The sequence below is a fragment of the Brachybacterium sp. GPGPB12 genome (assembly GCF_038396325.1).
In the GTDB taxonomy this organism is placed as follows: domain Bacteria; phylum Actinomycetota; class Actinomycetes; order Actinomycetales; family Dermabacteraceae; genus Brachybacterium; species Brachybacterium conglomeratum.
Genome location: NZ_CP149573.1, coordinates 292,237 through 304,350, shown reverse-complemented (window position 1 = coordinate 304,350; position 12,114 = coordinate 292,237). Strand labels below are relative to the sequence as shown.

The 12,114-nt window shown below is 74.1% G+C and carries 10 protein-coding genes and 3 pseudogenes; 8 read left to right on the top strand and 5 right to left on the bottom strand.

The features are described 5' to 3' along the window. Window position 1: 1 nt before the first annotated feature. Together WKH84_RS01590 and WKH84_RS01585 are read right to left on the bottom strand one after the other, a co-directional pair. The gene (locus WKH84_RS01590) at window positions 2-1,081 is read right to left on the bottom strand and encodes an RNB domain-containing ribonuclease (RefSeq protein ID WP_341855405.1); all 1,080 of its coding nucleotides are present in this window, start codon (window positions 1,079-1,081) and stop codon (window positions 2-4) included. A gap of 85 nt (window positions 1,082-1,166) precedes the next feature. Continuing rightward, window positions 1,167-1,652: pseudogene (locus WKH84_RS01585) on the bottom strand (RNB domain-containing ribonuclease); the annotation flags it as partial. Here WKH84_RS01585 and WKH84_RS01580 point away from each other — a divergent pair. From WKH84_RS01580 to WKH84_RS01565, 4 genes and pseudogenes are all read left to right on the top strand, one after another. Continuing rightward, window positions 1,651-2,445 (top strand): annotated as a pseudogene (locus WKH84_RS01580) (ABC transporter ATP-binding protein). The pseudogenes WKH84_RS01585 and WKH84_RS01580 overlap by 2 nt on opposite strands. A 69-nt stretch (window positions 2,446-2,514) precedes the next feature. After that, window positions 2,515-3,278 (top strand): annotated as a pseudogene (locus WKH84_RS01575) (RNA methyltransferase). Between the two features lie 67 nt (window positions 3,279-3,345). Continuing rightward, the gene (locus tag WKH84_RS01570; RefSeq protein WP_341855404.1) at window positions 3,346-4,248 is read left to right on the top strand and encodes an aldo/keto reductase; all 903 of its coding nucleotides are present in this window, start codon (window positions 3,346-3,348) and stop codon (window positions 4,246-4,248) included. 23 nt (window positions 4,249-4,271) lie between these two features. Continuing rightward, entirely contained in the window at window positions 4,272-5,297 is a 1,026-nt protein-coding gene (locus WKH84_RS01565) for a helix-turn-helix domain-containing protein (RefSeq protein ID WP_341856734.1), read from the top strand. Here the strand turns inward: WKH84_RS01565 and WKH84_RS01560 are convergent. Next, window positions 5,245-5,796 carry an MFS transporter gene (locus WKH84_RS01560; RefSeq protein ID WP_341855403.1) on the bottom strand — a complete coding sequence of 184 codons (552 nt, stop codon included), beginning with the start codon at window positions 5,794-5,796 and terminating at the stop codon, window positions 5,245-5,247. The genes WKH84_RS01565 and WKH84_RS01560 overlap by 53 nt on opposite strands. A gap of 104 nt (window positions 5,797-5,900) precedes the next feature. On the opposite strand from WKH84_RS01560, the gene WKH84_RS01555 reads away from it, so the two are divergent. Beyond that, window positions 5,901-6,206: a hypothetical protein gene (locus tag WKH84_RS01555; protein ID WP_341855402.1), complete on the top strand. Its 306-nt coding sequence runs from the start codon at window positions 5,901-5,903 to the stop codon at window positions 6,204-6,206. Between the two features lie 603 nt (window positions 6,207-6,809). On the opposite strand, the gene WKH84_RS01550 is transcribed toward WKH84_RS01555, so the two are convergent. Together WKH84_RS01550 and WKH84_RS01545 are read right to left on the bottom strand one after the other, a co-directional pair. Then, on the bottom strand, window positions 6,810-7,331 hold the full coding sequence (locus WKH84_RS01550; RefSeq protein WP_341855401.1) for a zinc-binding dehydrogenase: 522 nt from the start codon (window positions 7,329-7,331) through the stop codon (window positions 6,810-6,812). Beyond that, complete coding sequence (locus WKH84_RS01545) at window positions 7,301-7,807, bottom strand: alcohol dehydrogenase catalytic domain-containing protein (protein WP_341855400.1); 507 nt, start codon at window positions 7,805-7,807, stop codon at window positions 7,301-7,303. The genes WKH84_RS01550 and WKH84_RS01545 overlap by 31 nt, the downstream gene beginning before the upstream one ends. Before the next feature lie 514 nt (window positions 7,808-8,321). On the opposite strand from WKH84_RS01545, the gene WKH84_RS01540 reads away from it, so the two are divergent. From WKH84_RS01540 to WKH84_RS01530, 3 genes are all read left to right on the top strand, one after another. Then, window positions 8,322-10,922, top strand: a complete 2,601-nt coding sequence (locus WKH84_RS01540; RefSeq protein WP_341855399.1) for a DNA polymerase Y family protein — start codon at window positions 8,322-8,324, stop codon at window positions 10,920-10,922. Between the two features lie 164 nt (window positions 10,923-11,086). Then, a complete protein-coding gene (locus tag WKH84_RS01535; protein ID WP_341855398.1) occupies window positions 11,087-11,671 on the top strand; it encodes a winged helix-turn-helix domain-containing protein in 585 nt (194 codons plus the stop codon). Next, entirely contained in the window at window positions 11,662-12,114 is a 453-nt protein-coding gene (locus tag WKH84_RS01530) for a hypothetical protein (RefSeq protein ID WP_341855397.1), read from the top strand. Before WKH84_RS01535 ends, WKH84_RS01530 begins: the two co-directional genes overlap by 10 nt.

The window sequence follows — 12,114 nt, the reverse complement described above, 5'->3', positions numbered from 1 at the left end:
CTCATGAGCCGGCTCCGTCCGCGCCGCCGGGCGCCCCGTCGTCGGCCGCGCTCGACCCCTCGGCCGCGACGAAGACCGCCCGCCGCGCGGGGACGTCCACCGTCTCCAGCCGCACCCGCACCACGGTCCCGACCTCCGCGTCCATCGGCACCCAGGCGGTCACCGGCGGATCGGTCAGGCGCACCTCGACGCGCAGCGGAGCGCCGGAGCCGTTGCCCTCGCTCGCCTCGCGCCGCTCGATCACCGTCGCGTCGAAGGTCTCGCCCTGCCAGGCGACGAGGGCGGCGGTCTCCACCAGCTCGCGGGCGGCCCGCTCGAGGTTCCCGGCCCGCGCGCCGGTGGACTGCATCGCCTCGGGGATCTCGCCGAGGGCGGCGAGCGACTCCTGCGAGGGGTCGCGGCCCTGTGCATGGTCCAGGCAGACCAGCGGCACGAAGCGGTCCACCAGGCGGCGCAGCGGCGCGGTGGTGTGGGCGTAGGGCGCGGCGATCGCGGCCTGCACCGGGTCCTCGGGCACCTCCTCGGGCCGGGTGAACGCCGCATAGGAGGCGCCCCGGAACAGGGAGGTGGCGAGGTTCAGCGGCGCGAGATGGGTCGGCTCGCGCCAGTCCAGGGAGCGCAGGAACTCCCCGTACTCCACGCCCTCGCGCCAGGGCACGCCGAGTACCTCGCTCTGGCGGCGGAACCGGTCCACGGCGCGCCGCTCCGCGGACGGCATGGTGCGCAGGATGCCCGCGCCGTGCTCGAGCATCAGGCTCGCCGCGGCCATGCCGGTCATCAGCGAGAGCCGCGCGTTCGCGTCCTCGATCGGGTTCATGCTCCGCCAGGTCAGGCGCACGTGGTCCTCCTCGGCCACCACCTCCTGCTCGGGCACGTTCAGGCTCGCCCCGCCGCGCTCGGCCTCGAGCGCGGTGCGGAGGTCGCCGATCTCCTGCAGCGGCACCATCATCGGATGGCCTTGCCCGGCGTCGAGCTCCTGCTGCACCCGGTCGTAGGCGAGCTTCGCGACCGAGCGGACCAGCGCCCGCTCGAGCCCGATCCCGATGACCTCGCCGCGCTCGTCGAGAGTCAGCTCCCACACGAAGGCGGGCGCGGTCTGCTCCGGCGAAGAGGGAGGCGACGCCCTCGGAGAGCACCGCGGGATGCAGGGGGATGCGACGGTCCGGGAGGTAGAGGGTCTCCCCGCGCCGCCGGGCCTCGTGGTCGATCACGCCGTGGAGGTCGACGAAGAAGGGCACGTCCGCGATCGCGTACAGCACCCGGTACCCCTCCGCGGTGCGCTCCAGATGCATCGCCTGGTCGAGGTCCGTGGAGCTTGCCGGATCCAGGGTCACGAAGGGCACGTCCGTGAGATCGCGTCGGTCCGCACCGCCTGCCGCGGCGTCGCGCCCCGCGGCCTCCTCGGCGGCGGCGAGCACGTCGGCGGGGAACTCGAGCGGCACGTCGCCGTTGTGGTCCGCCAGGAGCGCGTCGATGCCCTCGCGGAGGTCGTCGGCGGCGACCGAGCCGCGCGGTGCGAGCAGGGAGACGGGACGGTGCGCCACAGGGACCTCCAGCAGGTCGGGGTCGGACCGGGCCAGTCTAGGCAGGGGCCGACGCGCCCGGTGGGCCGACCACGGACCAGGGCGCCCAGCCGATAGGCTCGGGGCCATGTCCGTCGCAGCGACCTCCCTGACCGATGTCACCGTCACCCGCGCGGGAAGACCATCCTCGACGAGGTGTCCCTCCGGATCGGGGAGGGGGAGCGGTGGGCGGTGCTCGGCCCCAACGGCGCCGGGAAGTCCACCCTGGTGCGCCTGCTCTCGGCACGGTCGCACCCCACCTCCGGCACCGTCGAGATCCTCGGCGAGCGGCTGGGGCGCGTGGACATCTTCGAGCCGCGCCCCCTGCTGGGCCTGGCGAGCCAGGAGCTCGCCGACACGATCCCGGCCGACGAGACCGCCGAGAACGTCGTGGTCACCGCCGGGTACGGCGTCGTCGGCCGGTGGCGGGAGAGCTACGACGAGGTCGACCTCGAGCGCGCCCGCACCCTGCTGGCCGCTTTCGGCGTCGGCGACCTCGCAGGCCGCCACTTCGGCACCCTCTCCACCGGCGAGCGCAAGCGCGTCCTCGCCGCCCGCGCCCTGATGACCGACCCGGAGCCGCTGTCGCTGGACGAGCCCGCCGCGGGCCTGGACCTCGGCGGCCGGGAGGCGCTCGTGCGCACCCTGGGCCGGCTCGCGAAGGACCCCGCGACCCCGGTGACGGTGCTGGTCACCCACCACGTCGAGGAGATCCCGCCGGGCTACACCCATGTCGCGCTGCTGCGCGACGGCGGTCTCGTCGCCGCCGGCCCCATCGCCGAGACCCTCACCTCCCAGAACCTGACGAGGACCTTCGGGTCGCCGCTCGTGGTCGAGCGGCCGCGGCGAGCGCTTCACCGCCCGCTCCCTCTCCCTGGACTGAGCGCATGAGCGAGGCGCGCTGCGCCGGATCACCGAACTCGGGGACCCGGCGCTCGACGACTACCTGCGCATGACGGACGTGAAGCTCCGCTCCCGCGTCGAGGTGGAGCGGGGCCTGTTCATGGCCGAGAGCTTCGAGGTCATCTCCCGGGCGATGGACGCGGGCATGGCCCCGCGCTCCTTCCTGATGAGCGAGAAGTGGCTTTCGAAGTTCGCGCCGCTGTACGAGCGCTTCCCCGAGGTGCCCGTGTTCGTGGGGGAGGAGGTCTTTGCTCGAGCGACTCACCGGCTTCCATCTGCACCGCGGCGCGCTCGCGGCCATGCAGCGGCCCGAGCGCCCGGCGCCCGTGAGCCGCTGGAGGGGGCGCGGACCGTCGCCGTGCTCGAGGACATCGTCGACCACACGAACGTCGGGGCGATGTTCCGCTCCGCCGCGGCGCTGGGCGTGGACGCGGTGCTCGTGACCCCGCAGTGCGCTGACCCGCTGTACCGCCGCTCGATCCGCGTCTCGATGGGCACCGTCTTCCAGGTGCCGTGGACTCGGCTGACCGCCTGGCCCGCCGCGGGCGTCGAGGGGCGCACGAGGCCGGCTTCGACGTGCTCGCCCTGGCGCTCACCGACGGGGCGGTGCCGCTGGACGAGGTGGACCTCGGCCCGGACCGGAAGGTCGCCCTCGTCCTCGGGGCGGAGGGCCACGGCCTGAAGCCCGCGACGCTCAGCGCGGTCGACGAGCACGTGGTGATCCCGATGGCCGGGGGAGTTGACTCCCTCAACGTCGCCGCGGCCAGCGCCGTCGTGTTCTGGCAGCGACGGGCGATGCTCGCGCAGGCCTGAGCCCCGCCGCGAAGGGGGAACTGCCAGTTCCTCCCGTCCCGTCGCCCCCGCTCCTAGCGTGGGCGGCATGACGATCGATCTCACCGCACCGAATCCCTCCTTCACCCTGAACAACGGCGTGACGATGCCGGCCCTCGGCCTCGGCGTGTTCCAGACCCCGCCGGAGGAGACCTCCGCCGCGGTCGCCGAGGCCCTGCGCATCGGCTACCGCCACATCGACACCGCCGCGGCCTACGGCAACGAGCGGGAGGTCGGCGAGGGGTCGCGCGTCTCGGGCGTGGACCGCTCCGAGGTGTTCCTTGAGACGAAGCTGTGGATCACCGACTACGGCTACGACCAGGCGCTGCACGGCTTCGAGAAGTCCGCCGCGAAGCTGGGCGTCGACCAGATCGACCTCCTCCTGCTGCACCAGCCGCTGACCAGCGAGTTCGAGAAGACGATCGGGGCGTACAAGGCGCTGGAGACGCCGCTGGCCGACGGTCGCGTGCGTGCGATCGGCATCAGCAACGTCATGCCGGGCGTGCTCGAGCGCCTGCTCGCGGAGACCGGCGTGGTCCCCGCCGTGAACCAGGTCGAGGTCCACCCCTACTTCGCCCAGCGCGACGTGCAGGAGGCGGACGCCCGCCACGGAATCCTCACCCAGGCCTGGTCCCCGATCGGCGGCATCACCCACTACCGCGGCGACGTGGAGCGCTCCACCCTGACCGACCCGGTGATCGGCGAGATCGCCGCCGCGCACGGCCGCACGCCGGCGCAGGTCATGCTGCGCTGGGGCCTGCAGCAGGGCCGCTCCGTGATCCCGAAGTCCGTGCGGCCCGAGCGGATCGCCGAGAACCTCGACGTGTTCGGATTCGCGCTCTCCGACGAGGATCTCGCCCGGATCGACGCGCTGGAGACCGGCGAGCGAGGCGGCCCCGACCCCGACGCGATCACGCTGGAGACCTTCGGTCGCGAGATCCCGGAGGCGTGAACGGGGAGGAATACGGTGTGACCATGGACCATCGAGCAGAGGTGAGCGACTTCCTGCGCACGCGTCGGGACCGGATCACGCCCTCCCAGGCGGGGATCCTCGGCGGCACGCGTCGACGCGTGCCCGGGCCGCGCCGCGAGGAGGTCGCCGCGGCCACGGGGATCAGCGTGGAGTACTACGCCCGGATCGAGCGCGGCGACCTGCGCGGCGTCTCCACGGAGGTGCTGGACGCGCTCGCCCGCACCCTGCTGCTGGACGAGGCGGAGACCGACCACCTCCACGACCTCGCCGAGGCCGCGGGGCCGCCGGCCCGGCGGCGGCCCCGTCCCGCCGAACAGCCCTTCCCGGACACTCTGCGGCGCTTCGTCGACGCGGTCTCCGTGCCGGTGTGGGTGCGGGACCGGCGCATGGATGTGGTGGCGACGAATCCCGTCGGTCGCGCGCTGTACGCCCCGGTGCTCGAGGATCCCGCCGCGCGCGGGAACACGGCCCGCTTCGTCTTCTTCAGCCCCGCCTCGCGCACCTTCTTCCCGGACTGGGAGGACAACGCCACAGGCATCGTCGCGACGCCGCGCACCTACGCGGGTCAGTCCCCGCGCGACAAGCGGCTCAGCGACCTCATCGGCGAGCTCGCCACCCGCAGCGACGACTTCCGGGTGCGCTGGGCCGCGCACGACGTGCGCCACCACCGCACCGGTCTCAAGCGCATCCGCCACCCCGAGGTGGGGGACCTCGAGCTCGGCTACGAGGCGATGGACTTCCCCGCCCATCCCGACTGGTTCATGTTCGGGTACACCGCCGCGCCCGGCTCGCCGAGCGAGGAGCGGCCGCGGCGCTGGGCGACCTCGCGCAGGAGTCGGCCGACGGGGCCCGCACGTCCGCCGACGGGCGCACCGCCGCGACCGGCTGACGGCAGTGCCGAGGACCGACCAAGGTCGGCCGGACGGGCGGCGATCGCGCCCCTGAACCAGCCCGACCGGCTCCCGCGGCTCAGGCTCACCCAGGCTCCGCGGGCGGTGCCGCCAGGCGCTTCGCCAGCGGGATCATGACGAGCCCGATCACGGTCAGCACCGCGCAGATCGCGAAGATGCCGCGCTGTCCCAGCGACGGCGGCGCCCCGGCGGCGATGATCGGCCCGGACAGGATCGCGCCGACGCGCCTCGCGTTCATGAACAGTCCCGTGGACATCCCCGCCCCCGGGATCAGGTCCTGGAAGAGGGTCAGCCCGATCCCGGAGATCGCGGCGAAGCCGAGCGCGTTCGGGATCTGCGGCACGAGCAGCAGCACCGGCTCGGAGACCAGCACCAGCCCGGCGTAGTAGACGGCCGAGAGCACGGCGCCGACCGCGACGAGGGTGAGGTGCGAGATGCGGTCGCCGAGGCGGCCGATGATCATCAGCGCTGGCACCTCGAGCGCGGCGGCGACGCCGAGCACGATCCCCGCCCACATGACGCCGAGGCCCACCGTCTCGGTGACGTACAGCGCCATGAACGTCATCGCCGTCGCATTCGTGGCCTGGAAGAGCACGAACGCTCCGATGATCACCACGGTCGCGGTCCGGCGCCGGGCGGCGCGCGTGCGGGGAGCGGGCCAGCTCGGGCGCCTCCGCGGCGGCGGAGCGGTGTCGCCGCATCATCACCGCGGTCATCACGATGTTCACCACCGCGATCACGACCAGTGCCAGCAGGATCCCACGTGCCCCGGCCCAGCCGATGATCGCGGTCGCGAGCGGTGGCCCGCCCATCCAGGCCGCGGAGATGATCGCGCGGGTGTCGACGATCGTGGAGGTGGCCGCGCCGACGTCCCGCAGATGGGCGAACAGCATCGTGGTGCCGAGCCCCGCCGGGCCGCCGAGGACCACCAGCGCCACCGTCGCGAGCGGCAGGGTGCTCACCGCGGCGAGCGCGGCGGCCAGCGCGATCGTCAGCACCGCGGCGGCCATCAGCATCGGCAGGTAGGTGCGGCGCCGGTCCGTCCAGGCCGGCGGCACGATCGAGGCGACGAAGCCGCTGGCGTTGTAGATCGCGAGCGACCAGCCGATGTCGGCGGTGGAGGCGTCGTAGAGCGTCGCGAGGATCAGGGCGAGCGCGGGGCTCAGCAGCGAGGAGTGCGGCCCCCACAGCGGCGCCGCCGACGGCACGAGCAGGCGGGAGGCGAGGGGGCGCCGCGGGGCGTCGGAGGGCATGGAGATCCTTCATCGTTCGGAGGTCGAGCTCCCGGCACGCTATGCCGCCGCCGTCCTCGCCGGGAGGAACTGCCAGGGCACCCCTCAGCTGCGACGCGCGAGCAGGCTGATCGTGTGCGGCGGCCGTCCGCCCCAGGCGGCGGCCGGCTCATCGCCGACGACCACGCTCCGCGTCCGGGGATCGATCGTGCCGGCTCCGGACTCAGACCCCGCCGGCGGCGCGAATGGTCGTCCCCGCGACGTAGCCGGCGTCCGCTGAGAGCGCGAACGCGATGACCGAGGCGATCTCCGGGCCGACTTAGGGCGGCGGCGCACGTGGCGCCGTCAGGGGTGCGCGCAGGACGGACCTGGTGAACTCCTGAGCGCCGCCCCGTCCTTACAGCGCGATCTGGATCTTCACGTCCGTCGGCCGACCCTCGAGGAACCGCTCGAACGCCTGGACCGAGTCGTCGAAGGCGAAGGTCTCCGAGACGAAGTGGGAGAGGTCCACGGCATCGCTCGCGGCGAGGTCGATCGCCTTCTGGTGCACGTTCGCGTAGCGGAACACCGTCTCGAGCGAGATGCCGCGGCTCTGGGCGGTGGCGATGTCGAAGGGCACCGGGTCCACCGGCATGCCCACCAGCACGATGCGGCCGCCCGGTGCGGGAAGCGCCCACAGGTCCTTGTACGCGGGCGCGGCGCCGGTGGCCTCGAAGACGACCTGCGGGCCCCAGCCGCCGGTCGCCTCGCGGACGACCTCGCCCAGGCTCTGCGCGGTCGCGTCGACCGTGGTGATGCCGTCGATGCCGTCCAGCGGCGCGAGCTTCTCCGGCAAGACGTCGGAGATGAACACGCGGCTCGCGCCGCCGGCGAGGGCGGCGAGCGCGGTCATGATCCCGATCGTGCCGGCGCCGACCACGGCGGCGACGTCTCCGGGGAGATCTCCGCCTTGGTCGCGGCGAACATGCCGACCGCGAAGGGCTCGATCAGCGCGCCCTCGGCGAAGCTCATCGACTCCGGCAACCTATACGTGTAGGCGGCGGGGTGGAGCACCTCGTCGGCGAGGCGACCGTGCACGGGCGGGGTCGCCCAGAACTCGACGCCGGGGTCGACGTTGTAGTTGCCCTCCTTGACTGCGCGGGAGGTGGGGTCCGGGACGCCCGGCTCCATGACCACGCGGTCGCCGACGGCGAGATCCGTGACGCCCTCGCCGACCTCGAGGACGGTGCCGGCGCCCTCGTGGCCGAGGATCATCGGCGCCTCGACGACGAACGGGCCGATCTTCCCGTCGGTCCAGTAGTGCACGTCGGAGGCGCAGATGCCGACGGTGTGCATCGCGATCCTCACCTGACCGGGGCCGGGAGCGCCGGGCGCCTCGACCTCCTCGATCGACATCCGGTTCTTCTCGTGCGAGCACCAGCGCTCGCATCCCAGTCCTCTCCCTCGATGTGCGGTCCGCCTCATGATCGCAGAGGAGCGGCGGGGGAGGAGGGGAGGTCCGACGACGGACAGATCGCCTCCCGCTCCACCCTGCTCTGCCACCCCGAGGGACAGGTGTATGTGTTTGTTCCTCCACGTACATCATGTACATCACGTCCGCGCGCGTCGTGTCGGACACCCCCGTCCGCTCTCGCGCCCATCGCCTCGGCGCCCCCATCGCTCCGGGCGCCGCCGCGCGTCCCGAGCGCGACGGCGGGGCCGAACGCGGAGGGAATGTGTCGCGCGAGACCCAGCCCGCGACCCCGCCCGTTCCGCCCGCCCCTCGTCTGTCACACCCCTCCCCGAACCTTCGTATGCACGTTCGAAGTCACGACCTGGGCGCCTTGAGCGCCACCCCGCCGAGGCGTACAGTTCGAACTCCTGTTCGAACACGTGCGGAGGAACGGCGAGGGCCGGAAGGAGGAGCGCGATGGGCACCGCCCTGCAGATCGAGGACCGCGAGGAGCGGCTGTCCCGGGCCCGGGCCGCGCTCGGGGCGGCCGAGCGCTCCGCCGCCCGCTGGGGCGGACGGATCGACCGCACCGCCCTGCGACCCTCGGCGCGCCCCGTCTCCGAGGCCGAGGACGACGGGCTCGGCGCCCGTCTGCCGGTCCCGGGGCCGCTCCGGACGCTGTTCCCGCGCGGGAGTCTGCGCGCCGGCGGCTCCGTGGCGCTCGAGGGCGTCGCGAGCACCTCGCTGCTGCTGTCCCTCGCGGTCGCCGCGGCGGGGGAGGACTCCTGGTGCGCGATCGCCGGGATGCCCGATCTGGGGCGCGCTCCGCGATGGATGCGGGCCTGGATCCCTGCCGCCTCGCCCTCGCCCCGGCGGACGGCGAGCGGCGGCCCCAGGTGCTCTCCGCCCTCGCCGACGGGGTGGGCGTGCTCGTGCTCGGCCCCGACCTGGACCTCGCCCCGGCGCTCTGGCGCGACCTGCTGGGCCGTGCCCGCACCGCCGACACCCTCGTCCTCGCCGCCGCCCCGCCCGGCCGCGCCGACCTCACGCCGCGCTCCACCGCTCGGGGATGGTCCGGTCTCGGCCAGGGCTCGGGACGACTGCGTCGGCGCCGTCTCGAGATCACCGCCGAGGGCCGCGGCATCGCCGGCCACCGGTCGGCCGAGGTGCTCGCTGCCGCAGGTGGACGGGATGCTCGCAGCGGTTCCCGCCGGTGCGTCGGCGGGGCGCGGCCCGTCCGGCGGCGGCCCCGGAGCGGCGTCCGGCGATGCGGCTCCTGCCGAGCGTGCGGAGGGCCGGGTGATGAGCGTGCACGCTCCCGCCGACCTCCACGCCCCCGCCGCGGCCGGCCCCGCTGCTGTCGACGCCGCCACCGCCCGGGCGACCCGCACCGTCGCCGTGACCGTCCCGGACTGGCCGCTACTGGCCGCGCTGGACCGCCACCAGCGACGCCTCGAGGCCGCCGCGGGGGAGGAGGACGCCCCCGCGCCGGCCCCGCTCGATCTCGCCGCCGTCCCGGTGATCCTGCTCGACCAGCACCGCGTCACCCATGCCGGCGCCGCCGCCCTCGAGGCCGGGGTGCGCCCGGGGATGACGCGCCGCGCCGCCCGGGCCGCCTGTCCCGAGGCGCTCGTGCTGGAGGCCGACCGCGAGCAGGAGACCGCGCTGTTCGAGCTGGTCGCCGCCGCGGTGGACACGATCGCGGCCGGGGTGGACGTCTTTGCGCCCGGGGTGTCGCTGATGTCCGCCCGAGGGCCGGCCCGCCACCAGGGCGGGGAGGAGCGCCTCGCCGAGCGGATCCTCGACGCGGTCGCCGACCTCACCGGCTGGGACTGCGCCGTCGGGATCGCCGACGGTCCCTTCGCCGCACTGCTCGCCTCCGGGCCGGGCCGGATCGTGCACGAGGGCCGCGCCGCCGACTACCTCGCCCCGCACCCGATCCAGGCCCTGCGCGCCCCCGTCGGCCCCGGCTGGGGCCATCGCGGTCAGCCCTCGGCCGCCCGCCCCGAACGACGCCTCGACCTCGCCGAGACGGTCGACCTGCTGCAGCGGCTCGGGATCACGACCCTCGGCGATCTCGCCGCACTGCCCTCGGCCGCGGTCGCCGACCGCTTCGGCCCGGACGTCGCGACGCCGCACCTGCTCGCCCGCGGGCAGGAGCCCGCGCCGCCCGCCGCGCACCATCCCACCCAGCCGCCGCTGGCCGAGACGACGCTGGAGACCCCGCTGGTGCGCACCGACCAGGCGGCCTTCATCGCGCGCCCGCTGGCCGAGCAGCTGCACGCGATGCTGGTCGAACGAGGACTGGTGTGCACCAGGTCGCGGATCGTGGCCCGCACCGAGGGCGGCGAGGAGATGGAGCGCACCTGGCGGCACGACGGGGCGCTGACCGTCGCCGACGTCGTGGACCGCATCCGCTGGCAGTGCGACGGATGGATCACCCGGGCGCGGCTCGGCGGTCCTGCGACCGGGGCGATCACCCGGATCGGGCCGCACCCTCTGCGCCTGGCCCCGGCGGGGGAGAACGCGCCCGCGCTGTGGGGCGGCGCCGGGGAGGCGGCGCAGCGGGCCTCCCGTGCGCTCGCCCGCGCGCAGGGCCTGGCGGGGGAGGAGGCGGTGCAGGTCCCGGCCCTCGTCGGGGGAAGGCCGCTGGCCGAGGAGGTCGCCCTGGTGCCCTGGCGCAGCGAGAAGCCTGCACGGCGCGAGGGTCCCTGGCCCGGCGCCCTGCCCCGCCCGGTGCCCGCGACCGTGTTCCGCGACCCGCCCGCGGTGCGGCTCGAGGACGCCGCGGGCCGTCCCGTCGTGGTCACCGCCCGTGGCCTGCTGAGCGGCGCGCCGGCCCGCCTGCTCGTCCTCGCCCCGGGCGCGCCGGCGCTGCAGCGGGCCGGGCCGCGCGCCGGCTCCGGTCGCCAGGTGCTCGCCCATGCCGCTCCCGTCGTGCTCGACGAGCGCTGGTGGGCGCGGGATGGCCGACGGGCCGCACGCCTGCGCGCTCGTGGTGCGCGGAGCGAGCGCCGAGGAGGTCGCCGTGCTCGCCCTGTCCCGGGCGGGGGAGTGGACGCTGGAGGGGCTCTATGACTGAGACGACGTGCTGCGAGGAACGAGCGGTAGGAGCGCAGTCGGAAAGCACTGCTGAGGCGACGTACTGCGAGGAACGAGCGGCAGGAGCGCGGGCAGAGGGGGCCGGGACTGGAACCCAGGACCTCTTGAGTGTCAAAATAATGGAGGATATCCTCCGTTATATGAGAACCGAAGCGCCGCTGCTCGCTCCTATCTTCCGCTCGGACGGCCAGGCTCGTCTGCTGTCCGCCCTCATGCTCGACGACGAAGAGCGGAGTCTCACTCAGCTCGCCGAGCAGACCGGGCTGGCGTATCCCTCCGTCCATCGGGAATCCGCCCGTCTGCTGCAGGCGGGGATCCTGACCGAGCGCCAGGCAGGACGCACACGTCTGCTCCGCGCCGACCCGGACAGCCCCCTCGTCGCCCCCCTGCGGGAGATCCTCCTCATCACCACCGGGCCCGTTCCGCTGCTGAAGGACGAGCTCTCCCGGATCCACGGGATCGAGAGCGCATTCCTCCACGGCTCCTTCGCCGCACGGATGCGACGGGTGGACGGTCCTGCTCCGAACGACATCGATCTCATGATCATCGGGACCCCGGACCCCGATGCGGTGTACGACGCCTGCGGACGGGTCGAGGAGATCGTGCACCGCCCGGTCAATCCCACCATCACCACCCGCAGCGAGTTCGATCGCGACTCGGGATTCCACACCCGGGTGCGGAACAGTCCCACCGTCCCCGTCCTCGGAGAGCCGCCATGGCCTTGACCCCGCTCGACCCGAACCAGGAGCAGTCAGTGCGCGCTCTCGTGGCCGCGCGCCGACTGGAACAGGTGCCCGTCGACCTGCGGCGTGCAGAGCTGTTCCTGGAGAAGGCCCGTCGTCGTCTCGCGGACCTCGACAACCTCAGCTGGGCGGAGAGTCGATACAACCTCGCCTACGACGCCGCACATGACGTCGGAGAAGCGCCGCTGGCCGCCTACGGGTACCGGACGACCAACGGAACGGGACAGCACGAGGCGCTGGGACGCTTCCTGAGGGCAGTGCTGACCACGCCTCCAGGGCAGTCAGGGGCACGACGATTCGATCAGATGCGCCGTGCACGCAACCAGCCGCGCTACGAGGCCTCCAGCGTCGGGGACGCGGATGCCGACGTGGCGAGCAGGGCGGCTCGGGCGCCGCACGACGGCGCGGCGGCGCGGGGCGTCTGA